The following is a 16,182-nucleotide window of genomic DNA, read 5'->3' on the forward strand; positions in this document are numbered from 1 at the left end:
TGCGATCCCTGTGGCCGGATACCGGCGGCCGCATCGCAGCGGCGGCTCCCCTTCTCGGAGGCTGTGATGCAAGCGCGTGCTGCGGGGATCGACAATCCGAGCCCGATGATCGGCCCGGCACGCCTCATCAGAGCCGCCTTCGAAGCTTCGGACATGGCCGCGCTGGCCCAGGAGATCCTCGCCAGATCGCCCGATGGCGTCATCGACGCCGGGGCGGCGATGGATTTGGCGACGATCCTGTTGCTGATGCACCGCACCGACGAGGCGCTGCAGCTCCAGACCGACATCCTTCAGGGCCAACGGCTCTTCTCGCTGCGTTCGAACCCGGATCAGGCGCGGGTCCGTGTGCTCATCCTCGTCACGGCCGGCGATCTCATGGCCAACACGCCGATCGATTTTCTGCTGAACGACCACGATTTCAGCCTCACCTATTTCTTCCTCTGCCCCGGCGAAGACATGCCGCGCGACCTGCCGGAGCACGATGTGCTGATCACGGGCATCGCGTATTCGAGTGGCGCCGAGCCGCTTTTGGAAGCCGTCGCGGCAGCCGCCGAAGGGTGGTCGCGGCCGATCGTCAATCACCCGCGCGCGGTTCTGAAGACGTCCCGGCACGGGATCGCGGATGCGCTCCGCGGCGCCGAGGGGATCTTGGCGCCTGCCGTCGCCCTCCTGGACCGGGCGGCGCTGAGCGCCTCGGCGTCCCGCCTTCCCGAGGGCCTGGACTATCCGGTGCTGGTGCGCCCCCTGGATACCCATGCCGGCAACGACCTCCAGAAGGTCGATCGGGCCGAGGATCTGACGCGCTACCTCGATCACGCGACCACGGAGCGATTCTACGTCACGCAGTTCTGCGACTATCGTGGCCCCGATGGACTATTCCGAAAGCTCCGGGTCGTTCTGATCGACGGTGTCCCGTTCCTGTGTCACCTGGCCATCCGCGACCACTGGATGATTCATTACCTCAACGCCGGAATGCTCGAGGATGCCGAGAAGCGGACGGCGGAGGCCACCGCCATGGCCACGTTCGACGCCGCGTTCGCGCAGCGCCATCGCGCCGCGTTCGCCGAGATCCACCGAAGGATCGGGCTCGATTACCTGATCCTCGATTGCGCGGAGAGCTCGGATGGCCGGCTGCTGATCTTCGAGGCGGATACCGGGATGGTCGTCCACGACATGGATCCCGTGGACCTGTTTCCCTACAAGCTGCCGCAGATGCGCAGGGTGTTCTCCGCATTCCAGCAGGCCGTCCGCGGGCGCGCTCAGACGCGACCCGCCTAGGACGCGCACGGTCGGGCATTCACGCCCTTTCCGAAGGGGGCGGGCCCCGATCCAGGCCTTGCGGGAGTTCGAACGGCGGACAGGGCCGCCCTGTCACCAGGGGATGCGGCCGAAGCGGTCGATCAGCCGCTGATACTCGGCGTCGCTCTCGACTTTCGACGTCCCGCCCTGTCCGACATCCGAGGTTCCGGAGCCGGGATGCACCAGACGGCACACCAGCGGCAGGATGAAGCCGTGGCGCACGAGGTGCGTGTTGGGGCCGCCGAACCGAAGCACGTTGGCGAGCCACGGGCGGACCGGAACGGCGTTCTCGAGAGTGCCGGGCGCCGTCGCCTCGACGAGGTGGGCGCGGCGCAGGCCGGTCTCGGCGAGGCGGCCGAGCCATTCGTTGTCGTAATGCCATTTTGAGGCGGGGTTGATCGCGCCGACCTGCGCGAAGGTGGACCGACGCATCAGCCAGCCCGACGGCGTCGGGAAGTCGTTGATCCGGACGACCTCGCCGGCCTCGTCCGTCTCGACCTGGGTCGAGGAGACGAAATCGAAGCTGTCCAGGGTCCGAAGCGCGAAACCGAGATAGGGCGGCAGCCAATGGTCGTCGTCCTCCAGGAAGCCGACGAAGTCCCAGCTTTCATCGACGGCCCGGATGGCCGCGTTCAGGGCGGGAATCTGCCCCTTGCGCTCGCCGCGCACGAAGGTGATCTGCGGATGCGCGGCGAGCCGCGCCGGGATCTCGGTCTCGGGGTCGGTCCCGACGAAGAAATGGATCGTCGCCGGCCTGTCGAGTTCCTGGCTGTTCGCGCTCTCGACCGCGTGTTCCAGAAAGTACTGGCCGGATTTGCCGGCCAGAGTCGAAGGTTTCATCCGGGACGGCGTGATGATCGCAATCCGCATTCCCACGCCTCATCGTTTGGAGCGCAGCTCGCGGAAGCGCGGCGCGCAGTTGCGTCGCGGCCGATCGGATTGCCGGCCGTCACTCAGAGCTTGAAGGACTGTTCGCCGATATGTCCGAGTTCCTTGCTCAGATACGGATCGCACCAGATCCGGTAGCCGGCTGCACGGACTCGGTCGCTGAAGTCGAAGTCCTCGCCGATGTTCACCCCGGCCTCCTCATCGACGCGGAACCGGAAATACGGCCGCTTGAGGCTTTCGAAGACGGTCGATTTGATCAGCAGGAAGCCGGTGGGGATTCGAGCCATCTCCAGCAGGCCCTTGGGGGCGTCGGCCGGCTGCTCCGGCAGGATTTCGCCGAGGAAATGGAAGGGCGCCGTGCGCCGGGAATAGGTCGCGCCGATGATGTCGACCTGCCGCACCAGCAGTTTGAGCAGGGCGTCCTTCGGGAAGGTCATGTCGCTGTCGATGAACAGGACGTATTCCGCATTGTGTTTCTGCGCGTATTCCAGGCCCAGGTTTCGCGCGTCGGCGACGATCGATGATTTCCCGACCACGATCGACATCGGCATCTCGCCGAGGGAATGCATCATGGATCCGAGGCTGACGGCGAAATCCGCGTGGACCATGGTCCCGCAGGGGATCGCGATCGCCACATGGGGAAATTTCGTCGGCGCGGAGGGGGCCGGGTCGCCAACATCACCGGACGCTTGAGCGATCACAGTTGAGCTCCGTACTAGGGTGTGCCCCATTTCCCTTCGCCTGCCACGCCGGATCGAGACCGGCCGGGCAGGCACCACAGAATTGGCGAGCGCCGTCGGTTATGGCCGCGGATGGTTAATGGATCTTGAACGGCGCCGTCTTCCATCAATACTTAATGGATTTCGATGGCGATTCATTAAGGATCACTTCGGTCGACTTGAGTGTCGACAATCGGATTAACCCCCACGAAACATCTGGAGCGCGATTACTGGCGTGCCCGAGAAACGGGCGCATCAAATCAGAAAGATACGACCCATGTCCTCCATCACCCTGTCGGCCGCCACGCGTCAGAACCTGCTCTCCCTGCAGGATACCGCCCAGCTGATGGCGACCACGCAGAACCGCCTCGCCACCGGCAAGACGGTCAACTCCGCCCTCGACAACCCGACCAACTTCTTCACCTCCCAGTCCCTCGACGCCCGGTCCTCGAGCCTGAACACCCTGCTCGACGGCATCTCCAACGGCGTCCAGTCGATCCAGGCCGCCAACCAGGGCATCACCTCGATCCAGAAGCTGGTCGATCAGGCCAAGTCCATCGCCAACCAGGCCCTCTCGACCCAGCTCTCCACCACCGGAACCGCCGCCAACGCCTACAGCGCCAGCACCGCCTCTCAGACGGTGCTCCTGACCATCAACGGCACCTCCGTGTCGGCCAACGTCGCCGCCTCGTCGAGCATCAGCGCCACCGTCGCGGCCCTGAACTCGGCGGTCAGCTCGGCGTCGACCTCGTCCAGCGGCTCGTTCGGCGCAGGCGCGATCTTCTCGATCGACAGCACCGGCACGAAGATCGTCCTGAACGCCCAGGCCGACGTGGAGTTTCAGAACTCCGGCAGCCAGACGGCGCTCGGCTTCACCGCGTCGAGCACCACCGCCTCGACCTACGGCACCGCCGCCACCACCGTCGTCTCCAGCGACCTCTCGGTCTCCGGCGTGTCGCAGCGCGCTTCTCTGGCGAGCCAGTACAACAACCTGCTCAACCAGATCACGCAGCTCGCCGGCGATGCCAGCTACAACGGCGTCAACCTCATTGCCGGCAAGGGCAATGACATGAACATCAAGTTCAACGACACCGGCAGCTCGACTCTGAACGTCGCCTCGGTGGATGCCACGGCCAGCGGCCTGGGCCTGTCGTCGATCACCAACTCGAACAGCACGGCCAGCCAGAACGGCCTCGGCAACTTCCTGTTGAACTCGGACGTCAACAAGACCCTGTCGACCCTCACGAGCGCCGGCAACGCGCTGAGCTCCGCGGCGAGCGCGCTCGGCTCGAACCTGTCGGTCGTGCAGAACCGCCAGGACTTCTCCAAGCAGCTGATCAACGTGCTGCAGACCGGCTCGGCCAACCTGACCAACGCCGATCTGAACCAGGAAGCGGCCAATTCCCAGGCGCTGTCGACCCGGCAGTCGATGGGCATCTCCGCCCTGTCCCTGGCCAACTCCGCGCAGCAGGGCGTCCTCCAGCTCCTGCGCTAACCGGCACGCGGTTCGAAACGACGGCCGGCCAGGGTTCCTGGCCGGCCGTTTTCGTTTGGGCGCGATCAAATAAATTGACCGGACGGACGAGATGCGGATCCGCTCCGTCCGCTCTCGCAACGGCCAACCGCCCATCGAGCCCGGACCCGGCATGTCCGCGGCTTCGGCCGCAATCCACATCGCGATCCCGCGATCCCGCACGGTCCCGGTTGCACCTGCCATCGCCATCCGCTCCAGGTGGCGAAGGTCTCCGTCGGCCCGTGCACGGCACCCTGAACCCGGCGCTCGCACAGCATCGAAGCCGACGGACCGATCGGCGTGATCCAAAGCGCGATACGCCCGCAGGCTTGCCAAGCTTGACCATATGCGCCAGCCTCTACGCAGTTCATACGGATCGATCCGAGCCGGAGCGCCGATGCTGGTGAATCACGAGCGCCGCCTTCTCATCCGAGCAGCCGAGACTGTGGGACACCGGATTGCGGTCTGCAGACAGGCGAACGCGTCCTGGCCCGGCGACCACAGCCGGCTCCTCGCGCTCGAAAGCACCGGTCATCTCCGACGGGTCGACCATTGCGGAGATTCGGAGGGTACGGTCGCCGTCTGGCAGATCACCCCAGCCGGACTGGTCCAGCTTCAGATGCTGACGTCGGGAGCTCACTGATGGCGTCCATCAAGATCCGTGCAACCGATGACGGAACCTTCGTGGTCTATCGGAATGGCGCGGTCGTGGCCTCTGGTCTGACCCGCTGGCAGGCCGAGCGCTGCGCCACAGTGCTCGGCTGGATCGCGCAGGGTCATTGAGGACGCAGCCACAGCCCTTCGCCGCCCCCGCCTCTGCACGGATTCTGTCGGCCCGGGCGCCCTCCGCAATCGGCGAAATCTATTCCAAGCGAAATCGGCGCCTGATCCGGGCCTTCCCGCTGCGATGTCGTCGATGGCCTCGAACGCGCGCATCGCGTGCGGACGTTGACCGATCGGACATCTCTGTGCGGCCGTTCATCCGGGAGGCTCGGACGCCCGTCGCTGGCCATGCTGCACGACGTCTTCAGACGCAACGATCGGCGCGCGACGGGCAAGATCGTCGGGAAGATCAGCGAATCTCGGAGTTCTTCGGGTAACGAATTTTTAATCCTCACGGCAGGATCATCCTGCCATGGCCCGGCACATGATCCAGGCCACGTCGATCGGGCGAGGCTCCGATGATCGTGTTGATTGCGGCGGCGATCGCCGGTGGACTCGCGACGGCGGCGATTCTCGCGCCGGTCAGCGGTCTGGCCGCGCTGATCCTCGTGCCCCTCGCGGCCAGTGCGTCGGCCATTTTCGCGGGCATCTCCATCGCGTGGCGCGGCGCTCACGAGGATACCGATCGTCACGGCAGCCGGGCACGGTCCGATGGGATGGCGGTCGCGCCGGTGCGTATCCATCGCTGACGGTCGACTTGATCGTCGCGCCGCTGCGGGGTCGCGCGCCGGGCCGCAGCCTGCCCGCGAGATCGGCACCATTGCCAGGATCGGGGACCAAAGCCCATTCTGCTCGGGATGAGGCCACCCGTTCCCCTCTCCGCGATCCGGATCTTTGAGGCCGCTGCCCGGCGACGCTCGTTCAAAGCCGCAGCCGGCGAATTGAACCTGTCCCCGAGCGCGGTCAGTCACGCCCTCCGCAAGATGGAGGAAGCCCTGGGCGTCGTTCTGTTCGAGCGCGTCGGGCAGGGCATCGTGCCGACGCCGGCCGGTGAGGCGTTGTGCGATCATGTCGGGCGCGCCTTCGCGGAGCTCAACCGCGGCTTCGACCTCGTGGCGAATCGCGGGCCGCAGCTGCTCAGGCTGCACTGCGCGCCGAGCTTCGCCGCGCAGTGGCTCGCCCCGCGCCTCGCCCGGTTCCTCAGCGCCCATCCGGGCTTCGAGGTCCGCCTCGCCGCCGGCATGGATTACGCCCGCTTCATCACCGACGAATTCGACGCCGACATCGTCTACGGACCGCCCCGCGGGGAAGGTCTGCTGCGCATGCCGCTGGGCCCGGAGACGGTGACGCCGCTCTGCGATCCCGCGCGGGCCGCCCGGATCCGCGAGCCGGCCGACCTCCTGGCGCATACCCTGATCCAAAGCGACAACAAGCAGGTGCGCTGGACGCACTGGTTCGAGCGGAATCAGCTTGCCGCGCAGCCGAACGCGGGCATCCGCTTCGATCGGAGCTTCCTGGCCCTGGCTGCCGCCGCCGACGGGCTCGGTGTCGCCCTGGAATCCACCCGCCTCGCCGAGCGCGAGGTCGCGGCCGGCCGCCTCGTCGCGCCGCTGGCCGGACGGTCTCAGGACATCAGCTACGTCGGTCACCATTTCGTCTGCCCCGCCGATGTGCGCCGGCGCGCGCCGCTGCGGGTCTTCGCGCGGTGGCTGGCCGAGGAACTCGGGATCACGCTGAGTCCCGACCTCGCCTGACGCGGCGACAGGTGACTGGGATTCACCTGCGCGTGCAAATTCCGCGTTTGTCGCGGAGGCAGCGCGTCGGCACTCTCGTCGCAACAAAACAGGCGGGAGGAGACGACGCCGCAGGCCGCTCGATCCAAGGGCTCGGTATCTGGAATCGCAGCCGCCGGCCGGACGCCCCTTCCGTCGCGACGACAGGTCTGATCCCGCGCTGTCGCGGGTCGCCGGGAGGGATCCATGCTGTTGAACGACCGGGTGTGCGTCATCACTGGGGCGGCCTCCGCCCGCGGCATCGGCAAAGCCACTGCGCGGCTCTTCGCAAGCCACGGCGCCCGCGTCGCCGTTCTCGACCTCGATGCGGGCCAGGCCGAGGCTGCCGCCCGCGACATCGGCCCGGGCCATATCGGCCTCGCCTGCAACGTCACCGACCGGGCGGCCTGCTCGACGGCGGCGGAGGAGATCATCGGCCGCCTCGGGCGCATCGACGTGCTGGTCAACAATGCCGGCATCACCCAGCCCCTGAAGATCATGGAGATCGGGCCGGAGAACTACGACGCGGTCACCGACGTGAACCTGCGCGGTACGCTCTACATGAGCCAGGCCGTGATCCCGGCGATGCGCGGCCAGGGCTCCGGCGCGATCGTGTGCATGTCGTCGGTCTCGGCCCAGCGGGGCGGCGGCATCTTCGGCGGCCCGCATTACAGCGCCGCCAAGGGCGGTGTGCTGGGCCTCGCCAAGGCCATGGCCCGGGAGCTGGGTCCGGACGGCGTGCGGGTGAACTCGGTAACCCCCGGCCTGATCCAGACCGACATCACCGGCGGCAAGCTCACGCCCGAGCTCAAGGTCGAGATCGCCAAGGGCATCCCGCTGGGGCGCCTCGGCGTGGCGGACGACGTCGCCAATGCCTGCCTGTTCCTCGCCTCCGACCTGTCCACGTACATCACCGGCGCGGTGATCGACGTGAACGGCGGCATGCTGATCCACTGAGGAGGTCGCCATGGCGATCGACGTCCCGACCGAGCGGCCGCGCGCCGGCTCCAACGTGCCGCTGAGCGAGCGCGCCTACCGCATCCGCCGCCACGCCCTGCGCATGGGCGAGGTCCAGGGCCAGGGCTACATCGCCCAGGCGCTCGGCATCGCCGACGTGCTGGCGGTGAGCTACTTCCACGCGCTGACCTACCGGCCCGAGGATCCCGAATGGGAAGGCCGCGACCGCTTCCTGCTGTCGATCGGCCACTACGCCATCGCCCTCTACGCCGCCCTGATCGAGGCGGAGATCCTCCCCGAGGACGAGCTGACGAGCTACGGCGGCGACGACAGCCGCCTGCCGATGTCCGGCATGGCCGCCTACACGCCCGGCATGGAGATCACCGGCGGGTCGCTGGGCCACGGGCTCGGCATCGCGGTCGGCATGGCGCTGGGGCTGAAGCGGAAGAACTCGAACAGCTTCATCTACAACCTGTTCTCCGACGGCGAACTCGACGAGGGCTCGACCTGGGAGGCGGCGATGTCGGCCGGCTCGTTCAAGCTCGACAACCTGATCGGCCTCGTGGACGTGAACGGCATGCAGGCGGACGGCGCCTCGCACGGGGTGCTCGATTTCGAGCCGCTGGCGCCGAAGTTCGAGGCCTTCAACTGGTTCGTGCAGCGGGTCGACGGCAACGACATCGACGCGCTGGTCCGGGCCTTCGACGCCGCGCGCCACCATCCGGGCCCGCAGCCCCGGATCATCATCTGCGACACCCGCATGGCGAAGGGCGTGCCGTTCCTCGAGGCGCGCGAGCGCAACCACTTCATGCGGGTCGAGCCGGACGAGTGGCAGCGGGCCCTGGCGATCCTGGATGAAGGGAGGGTGCGGTGAGACGCTCCAAATACGAGAAGCCCGCCCCCCGCACCGGCGGCGGCGCCAAGACCTCGGCGATGATCGCCTCGCTCGCCGCCCCCGGACAGCGCACGAAGGCCGCGCCCTTCGGCCACGCCCTGGTCGAGCTCGCCGAGACCCGGCCCGACATCGTCGGCCTGTCGGCGGACCTGTCGAAATACACGGACCTGCACATCTTCGCGCAGGCCCATCCCGAGCGGTTCTACCAGATGGGGATGGCCGAGCAGCTCCTCATGAGCGCCGCCGCGGGCTTGGCTCGTGAGGGGTTCACGCCCTTCGCCACCACCTACGCGGTCTTCGCGGCGCGGCGCGCCTACGACTTCATCTGCCTTGCGATCGCGGAGGAGAATCTCGACGTCAAGATCGCCTGCGCCCTGCCCGGCCTGACCACCGGCTACGGCCCGAGCCACCAGGCGACGGAGGATCTCGCGATCTTCCGCGGGATGCCGAACCTCACGATCATCGACCCCTGCGACGCCCACGAGACCGAGCAGGTCGTCCCCGCCATGGCGGCCCATAAGGGGCCGGTCTACCTGCGGCTCCTGCGCGGGAACGTGCCCCTGGTGCTCGACGAGTACGGCTACCGGTTCGAGTTGGGGAAGGCCAAGACGATCCGCGACGGCCGCGACGTCCTGGTGATTGCATCGGGCCTGATGACCATGCGCGCCCTGGAGGTCGCCGAGGCCCTGCGCGACGACCGGGTCGACGTGGCGGTGCTCCACGTGCCGACGATCAAGCCTCTCGACACGGCGACGATCCTGCACGAAGCCGGGCGCGGCGGCCGGCTCGTGGTGGTGGCCGAGAACCACAGCGTGATCGGCGGCCTCGGCGAGGCGGTGGCCGGTCTCCTGATGCGCAACGGCGTGATGCCGGGCCGCGGCTTCCGCCAGATCGGCCTGCCGGACGAATTCCTCGATGCCGGCGCCTTGCCGACGCTCCACGACCGCTACGGCATTTCGGCCGCCGCGATGGCGCGGAGCATCCGCGCATGGCTCTGACCCGCATCGCCCTCGTCGGCCTCGGCGCCATGGGCCTGCCGATGGCGACCAACCTGGTCGCGGCAGGTTTCGCGGTCCGCGGCTACGATCTGCGGCCCGAGAGCCGCGCGGCCTTCGCGGCGGCCGGCGGAGTTGCGGCCGAAACGCCGGCCGCTGTCGCCCAGGGCGCCGACGCGCTCCTCCTCATGGTGGTGAACGCCGCGCAGGCCGAGGACGTGCTGTTCGCCCAGGGCGCCCTCGACGCAATGAAACCGGACGGCATCGTGGTCCTGATGGCCACCTGTCCGCCGAAAGCGGTGGAGCACCTCGTCGAGCGCGTGGCGGCGACCGGCCGCCGCTTCGTCGACGCGCCAGTCTCGGGCGGCGTCGTCGGCGCGCAAGCCGGCACGCTCACGATCATGGCGGCGGCGCCCGCGGAGACGCTGGCCGCGCTGAGACCGGTGCTGGAGGCCCTGGGCGACCGGATCTTCCATGTCGGCGAGCGGCCCGGACAGGGCGCCACCGTCAAGGCCGTCAACCAACTCCTGTGCGGCGTGCACATCGCCGCCGCCGCCGAGGCGCTGGCCCTCGCCGGGCGCGTCGGCGTCGACCGCGCCGTGGTCCTCGAGATCCTCACGGGCTCCTCCGCCGCGAGCTGGATGCTGCGGGACCGCGGCCCCCGGATGCTGGAGGACGAACCGCGGGTCACCAGCGCGGTCGACATCTTCGTGAAGGACCTCGGCATCGTGCTGGAGGCCGGCCGCGGCGCCGGGGCGGCGCTGCCGCTCGCGGCGCTCGCCCATCAGCTCTTCGTCTCGACCTCCGGGCGCGGCGACGGCGCCGCCGACGACAGCCAGGTGATCCGCGCCTACCGCCTGCTCAACGGCGACGGCGCCTGACGCGCCGCGCAGGGCGCGCGACGACGGCGCCGGGTCCGCACCCGCCGCCCCGGACAGCAATGCGGGTCGCACGCTCCACCGACGGTCAACGGCGGGGATCGGGCGGCCTGGACCACCCAGGGAGTGAAACCATGCGCGACACCCGTCTCAGTCGCCGCAGCCTGCTCGTGGGCGCGGCCGCACTACCGGCCTTCGGCATCCTCACCCGGCGCGGGCAGGCTGCCGAGTTCACCTACAAGCTCGCCAGCGGCCAGGACCCGACCCATCCGGTCAACATCCGGGCCCAGGAGGCCCTCGACCGGATCCGCGAGGCCACCAACGGCCGCCTGGAGATCAAGCTGTTCCCCGCCAACCAGCTCGGCTCGGACACCGACCTGCTGGCGCAGGTCCGCAACGGCAGCGTCGAGTTCTTCAACCTCGCGACCTCGATCCTCGCCACCTTCGTGCCCGCCGCGAGCCTGCCCAACACCGGCTTCGCTTTCAAGGATTACGACGCCGTCTGGTCGGCGATGGACGGAGGCCTCGGCACCTATGTCCGGTCCGAGATCGCCAAGACGCCGATCCTGACCGTGTCGAAGGTCTGGGATAACGGATTCCGGCAGATCACCTCCTCGACCCGCGAGATCCGGACGCCGGAGGATCTGAAGGGCTTCAAGATCCGCGTCCCGCCCGCGCCGATGCTCACCTCGCTGTTCAAGGCCTTCGACGCCGGCGCGGCGCCGATCAACTTCAACGAGCTGTACTCCTCGCTCCAGACCAAGGTGGTCGAGGGCCAGGAGAACCCGCTCGCCATCACGGCCACGACCCGGCTGTACGAGGTGCAGAAATCCTGCAGCCTGACCGGCCATGTCTGGGACGGCTACTGGATCCTCGGCAACAAGCGGGCGTGGCAGCGCCTGCCCGAGGATCTGCGCACCATCGTCTCGCGGGAACTCGACCGGTCGGCCGACGCCCAGCGGGCCGACGTCGCCAAGCTCAGCGTCTCCCTCCGGGAGAGCCTGGCCGCGAAGGGCATCACCTTCATCGACGTCGACCGCGCGCAATTCCGCGCGGCCCTGGGGCGGACGAGCTTCTACAAGGACTGGAAAACCAAGTACGGCGACGTGGCGTGGTCGCATCTTGAGGACGTGTCGGGCAAACTGACCTGACGCGCTTTCCGCCGGATCGGGTAACGGTATCGGAGAACGAAGGCGCGCCGAGACGCACCACAAGAAACACGCGAAGACGCACTCGGAGACGTTCCCGCCGGCAGCGGCATCGGGAGCGGTTCCGACGGGAGGGCGCCATGCAGATCGATATTGCGGCTGTCGAGACGACGGCAGGGGTAGAGTTGTCCGGTCCGCCCCTGCGCGCCGGAAGCTGGCTGCGCCGGCTCGATGCCGGGCTCGGCTATCTCGTGGAGATCCCCGCGGCGCTGCTCGTCCTGGCCGAGATCGCGGTGCTGCTCGGCGGCGTGGTGAGTCGCTACGTGTTCCGCGAACCCCTCGTCTGGTCGGACGAACTCGCCTCGATCCTGTTCCTGTGGCTCGCCATGCTGGGCGCCGTGGTCGCCTTCCGGCGCGCCGAGCACATGCGCATGACCGCCTTCGTGGCGATGAGCGGCCCGCGCCTGCGCGCCTTCCTGGAGACGGTGGCGCTGGTGGCCGGCCTGATCTTCGTGGCCCTGCTGCTGGAACCGGCCTTCGAGTTCGCCAGCGAGGAGACCTTCGTCCAGACGCCGGCGCTGGAGCTGAACAACGCGTGGCGCGCCGCCGCCCTGCCGATCGGCCTCGGCCTCATGCTCGTGGTCGCGGTGATCCGCCTCCTGGAATCCGCCGATTGGCGGCTGACCGCGGGGGCGCTCGTGCTGGGCGGCGGAGTCGCCGCCGGCCTCTTGGCGCTTCAACCCTGGCTGAGGGACCTCGGCAATCTCAACCTGCTGCTGTTCTTCGTCCTCGGCGTCGGCGCCCTGGTCTTCTCGGGGGTGCCGATCGCCTTCGCGTTCGGCCTCTCGACCTTCGCCTACATCACGCTCACCACCGACGCGCCCTCCATGGTGGTGGTCGGCCGCATGGACGAGGGCATGAGCCACCTGATCCTGCTCGCGGTGCCACTCTTCGTCTTCCTCGGCCTCCTGATCGAGATGACCGGCATGGCTCGCGCCATGGTGGGGTTCCTGGCCTCGCTGCTCGGCCACGTCCGCGGCGGCCTGCACTACGTGCTGGTCGGGGCGATGTACCTCGTCTCGGGCATCTCCGGCTCGAAGGCCGCCGACATGGCGGCGGTGGCGCCCGTGCTGTTCCCGGAGATGAAGGCCCGCGGCGCCAAGGAGGGTGACCTCGTGGCCCTTCTCGCCACCACGGGCGCACAGACCGAGACGATCCCGCCCTCGATCGTGCTGATCACCATAGGCTCGGTCACCGGCGTATCGATCACCGCCCTGTTCACCGGCGGCCTCCTGCCGGGCCTCGTCCTCGCCGTGACTTTGTGCGCGCTGGTCTGGTGGCGCTACCGCCGGGAGGACCTGAGCCACGTCGCCCGGCCGTCCGGGCGGATCATCGGTCGCGCCTTCCTGGTGGCGATCCCGGCCCTGGCGCTGCCCTTCGTGATCCGCTTCGCCGTGGTCGAGGGCATCGCCACCGCCACGGAGGTTTCGACCATCGGGATCGTCTACGCGGCGCTGGCGGGCCTGCTGATCTACCGCCAGTTCGACTGGCGGCGGCTCTACCCGATGCTGGTGACCACCGCGACCCTGTCGGGGGCGATCCTGCTGATCATCGGGGCGGCCACCGGCATGGCCTGGGCGCTGACGCAGTCGGGCTTCTCGCAGACGCTCGCCGAGGTGATGAAGAGTCTGCCCGGCGGAGCCCTCGGCTTCCTGTTCGTCTCGGCCGTCGCCTTCATCATCCTGGGCTCGGTGCTGGAGGGCATCCCGGCCATCGTCCTCTTCGGGCCGCTGCTGTTCCCGATCGCACGGGCGGTGGGCGTCCACGAGGTCCACTACGCCATGGTGGTGATCCTCGCGATGGGCATCGGCCTGTTCGCCCCGCCCTTCGGCGTCGGCTACTACGCGGCCTGCGCGATCAGCCGGATCCACCCCGATGCCGGGATGCGCCCGATCGTCGGCTACATCGTGGCCCTGCTGATCGGCCTCCTCGCCATCATCCTCGTCCCCTGGTTCTCGATCGGCTTCCTCTGAAGGCGCCTGCGCGAACCTGAAGGCTCTGCGCCCCGGCGGATGCCGGATCGGCGCGGGACGGCGGGTCAGAACACTGAGTGAGATCCATCCCGGGCCGCCGCGGTGCCGCCCGGGCGGCCTTCGCGCGCCGAAAATTCGCACCGCCCGAGCCAGACCCATGCCCGACACGCCCGATGCCCTGCTCACGGCCCGGATGGCCGACGCAATCCGCTTCCTCGCCCTCGACGCCATCGAGCGGGCTGGGGACGGGCATCCCGGCGCGCCCCTCGGCTGCGCCGAGATCGCCGTGGCGCTGTTCACCCGCCATCTGCGCTGCAACCCCGCCGACCCGGTCTGGCCCGACCGCGACCGCTTCGTCCTCTCGAACGGCCACGGCTCCATGCTGCTCTACGCGGCCCTCCATCTCGCCGGCTATGAAGGCCTGCCGATGGAGCAGATCCGGCGGTTCCGCGAGCTCGGCGCCCACACCCACGGCCATCCGGAAATCGCCCCGGAACTCGGGATCGAGGCGACCACCGGCCCGCTCGGACAGGGCATCGCCAACGCCGTCGGAATGGCGGTGGCCGAGGCCAGGCTCGCGGCGACCTTCGGCTCCGATCTGGTGGATCACCGCACCTACGCCCTGGTGGGCGACGGCTGCCTGCAGGAAGGCATCGCCCACGAGGTGATCTCGCTGGCCGGCCATCTGCGCCTGGGAAAGCTCACCTTCCTGTGGGACGACAACCGCATCACCGACGACGGCGCCACCGACCTGTCCATCTCGGAGGACGTCCGCGCGCGCTTCCGCGCCGCCGACTGGCAGGTGATCGACGCCGATGGGCACGACGTCGAGGCGGTCTCGGCGGCGATCCGGCTCGCCCAGGGCGACCCGCGCCCGACCCTGATCGCCTGCCGCACCGTGATCGGGCGGGGCCTGCCGCGCCTCGAGGGCCAGCGCGGCGCCCATGGCGGGCGCGTGCTCGCCAGCGACTGCGCCGAGGCGCGGGCTGCCCGGGGGTGGGATCACCCGCCCTTCACCGTGCCCGACGATGTCGCCGCGGCGTGGCAGGCCGGCGTTTCCGGCCGCAACCGCGACGGCTACACCACCTGGACGAGGCGCCGGGACGCCCTGCCGGCCGAGGTGCGGGCGGAATTCGACCGAGTTTCCGACGCCCGCCTTCCTGAGGTCTGGCATGCGCCGCTCCGCGGGCTGCGCGACCGCTTCGCCGAGGCCGGGGCGGCGCGGCCCAGCATCGAGGTCTCCGCCGAGATCGTCGCCGCCCTGTCCGACGGCATGCCCGAACTGTTCTCGGGCGCCCCGGATCTGGAGGGGCCGACGAAGCACAAGGGCGCGCTCCACGCCTTCACGGCCCAGGACCGGTCGGGCCGCTACCTGCATTACGGCATCCGCGAGCACGCGATGGGCGCGATGATGAACGGCATCGCGGCCCATCGCGGGCTGGTGCCGGTGGGCGCGACCTATCTGGTCTTCTCCGACTATATGCGGCCGTCCCTGCGCATGGCGGCGCTGATGAACCTGCCGGTCATCACCGTCTACAGCCACGATTCGATCGCCATCGGCCGCAACGGACCGACCCATCAGCCGGTCGAGTACCTCGCGTCCCTGCGGGCCATCCCCAACATGCTGGTGCTGCGCCCGGCCGACGCGGTCGAGACCGCCGAATGCTGGGAGATGGCCCTGGCCAACCGGACCGGCCCGACATCGCTCGTCTGCTCGCGCCAGGCGCTGCCGGCACTCCGCGGGCCGGGCATCGAGGAGAACCGGAGCGCGCGGGGCGCCTACGTTCTGGCGGAGGCCTCGGGTCCCCGGCGGGTGACGCTGATCGGGACCGGCTCGGAGGTCGCGCTGGCGCTTACGGCCCGCGCGATGCTGCAGGCCGAGGGTGTGCCGACCGCCGTCGTCTCCATGCCCTCCTGGGAAGCCTTCGCCGCGCAGGATGCCGCGTATCGCGCGAGCGTCATTCCCCGCGATACCGTGCGGGTGGCAGTCGAAGCCGCTCTTCGCTTCGGCTGGGACCGCTGGATCGGCGAGGATGGCGGCTTCGTCGGCATGACCGGCTTCGGCGCCTCGGGAGCGCCGGAAGACCTGTTCCGCCATTTCGGCATCACCGCGGAGGCGGTGGCGGAGACTGCACGGGCGCGCCTGCGCTGAGACGCGCCTGAGGACTCAGATCATGCCGGCGCCGCCGGTGCGCACGATGCGGTCGCGCTGCTCGGCGTAGCGCCCGGCCGCGGCGCGGCGCATCGCGACGCCGAAGCGCCCGGCGATCTGCGCGAGGAGCGGCCCGCCGCTCTGGGTGCGGAAGCCGACGAGATTCGCGAGGGTGGTCATCGTACCCGATCCCGGTCATGCCCGGGCGGGGCGCCCGGCGTATTGCGATGCAATATGAGCCGGTTTGCGAGCGCGTGTCAGAGGCTGCGC

Annotated in this window: 15 protein-coding genes; 12 read left to right on the forward strand and 3 right to left on the reverse strand. The window is 69.1% G+C overall.

Going from position 1 to position 16,182, the window contains the following annotated elements; translation table 11 throughout:
* Positions 1-66 precede the first annotated feature (66 nt).
* The gene (locus GGQ91_RS07085) at positions 67-1,278 is read left to right on the forward strand and encodes an ATP-grasp domain-containing protein (RefSeq protein ID WP_182591661.1); all 1,212 of its coding nucleotides are present in this window, start codon (positions 67-69) and stop codon (positions 1,276-1,278) included.
* A gap of 93 nt (positions 1,279-1,371) precedes the next feature.
* On the opposite strand, the gene GGQ91_RS07090 is transcribed toward GGQ91_RS07085, so the two are convergent.
* Together GGQ91_RS07090 and GGQ91_RS07095 are read right to left on the reverse strand one after the other, a co-directional pair.
* Complete coding sequence (locus tag GGQ91_RS07090; RefSeq protein WP_182591662.1) at positions 1,372-2,169, reverse strand: glycosyltransferase family A protein; 798 nt, start codon at positions 2,167-2,169, stop codon at positions 1,372-1,374.
* A gap of 83 nt (positions 2,170-2,252) precedes the next feature.
* The gene (locus tag GGQ91_RS07095) at positions 2,253-2,963 is read right to left on the reverse strand and encodes a glycosyltransferase family 2 protein (RefSeq protein ID WP_236952954.1); all 711 of its coding nucleotides are present in this window, start codon (positions 2,961-2,963) and stop codon (positions 2,253-2,255) included.
* Positions 2,964-3,183: 220 nt separating this feature from the next.
* Here GGQ91_RS07095 and GGQ91_RS07100 point away from each other — a divergent pair, with 220 nt between their 5' ends.
* From GGQ91_RS07100 to tkt, 11 genes are all read left to right on the forward strand, one after another.
* The gene (locus tag GGQ91_RS07100) at positions 3,184-4,401 is read left to right on the forward strand and encodes a flagellin N-terminal helical domain-containing protein (protein ID WP_043353054.1); all 1,218 of its coding nucleotides are present in this window, start codon (positions 3,184-3,186) and stop codon (positions 4,399-4,401) included.
* Between the two features lie 660 nt (positions 4,402-5,061).
* Entirely contained in the window at positions 5,062-5,202 is a 141-nt protein-coding gene (locus GGQ91_RS07105; protein WP_164706378.1) for a hypothetical protein, read from the forward strand.
* A gap of 398 nt (positions 5,203-5,600) precedes the next feature.
* Positions 5,601-5,831, forward strand: a complete 231-nt coding sequence (locus tag GGQ91_RS07110; protein WP_182591838.1) for a hypothetical protein — start codon at positions 5,601-5,603, stop codon at positions 5,829-5,831.
* A gap of 108 nt (positions 5,832-5,939) precedes the next feature.
* A complete protein-coding gene (locus GGQ91_RS07115) occupies positions 5,940-6,836 on the forward strand; it encodes a LysR substrate-binding domain-containing protein (protein WP_182591663.1) in 897 nt (298 codons plus the stop codon).
* Positions 6,837-7,061: 225 nt separating this feature from the next.
* A complete protein-coding gene (locus tag GGQ91_RS07120; RefSeq protein WP_043758211.1) occupies positions 7,062-7,811 on the forward strand; it encodes an SDR family NAD(P)-dependent oxidoreductase in 750 nt (249 codons plus the stop codon).
* Between the two features lie 10 nt (positions 7,812-7,821).
* Complete coding sequence (locus GGQ91_RS07125) at positions 7,822-8,685, forward strand: transketolase (protein ID WP_182591664.1); 864 nt, start codon at positions 7,822-7,824, stop codon at positions 8,683-8,685.
* Positions 8,682-9,704, forward strand: coding sequence for a transketolase C-terminal domain-containing protein (locus GGQ91_RS07130; RefSeq protein ID WP_182591665.1), 1,023 nt, complete (start codon positions 8,682-8,684; stop codon positions 9,702-9,704). Before GGQ91_RS07125 ends, GGQ91_RS07130 begins: the two co-directional genes overlap by 4 nt.
* Positions 9,695-10,582 carry an NAD(P)-dependent oxidoreductase gene (locus GGQ91_RS07135; RefSeq protein ID WP_182591666.1) on the forward strand — a complete coding sequence of 296 codons (888 nt, stop codon included), beginning with the start codon at positions 9,695-9,697 and terminating at the stop codon, positions 10,580-10,582. The genes GGQ91_RS07130 and GGQ91_RS07135 overlap by 10 nt, the downstream gene beginning before the upstream one ends.
* A 131-nt stretch (positions 10,583-10,713) precedes the next feature.
* Complete coding sequence (locus tag GGQ91_RS07140) at positions 10,714-11,730, forward strand: TRAP transporter substrate-binding protein (RefSeq protein WP_043353067.1); 1,017 nt, start codon at positions 10,714-10,716, stop codon at positions 11,728-11,730.
* A gap of 137 nt (positions 11,731-11,867) precedes the next feature.
* Positions 11,868-13,760 (forward strand): TRAP transporter large permease, encoded by a 1,893-nt coding sequence (locus GGQ91_RS07145; protein WP_043353068.1) that lies wholly within the window; start codon positions 11,868-11,870, stop codon positions 13,758-13,760.
* A 157-nt stretch (positions 13,761-13,917) separates the two neighbouring features.
* Entirely contained in the window at positions 13,918-15,912 is a 1,995-nt protein-coding gene (gene tkt / locus GGQ91_RS07150; RefSeq protein ID WP_182591667.1) for a transketolase, read from the forward strand.
* A 15-nt stretch (positions 15,913-15,927) separates the two neighbouring features.
* Here tkt and GGQ91_RS07155 read toward each other — a convergent pair whose 3' ends face one another.
* Positions 15,928-16,092 (reverse strand): hypothetical protein, encoded by a 165-nt coding sequence (locus tag GGQ91_RS07155; RefSeq protein ID WP_164706377.1) that lies wholly within the window; start codon positions 16,090-16,092, stop codon positions 15,928-15,930.
* Between the last annotated feature and the right edge of the window lie 90 nt (positions 16,093-16,182).

Origin of the sequence: Methylobacterium fujisawaense, from assembly GCF_014138435.1 — a bacterium.
Taxonomy (GTDB): Bacteria; Pseudomonadota; Alphaproteobacteria; order Rhizobiales; family Beijerinckiaceae; genus Methylobacterium; species Methylobacterium fujisawaense.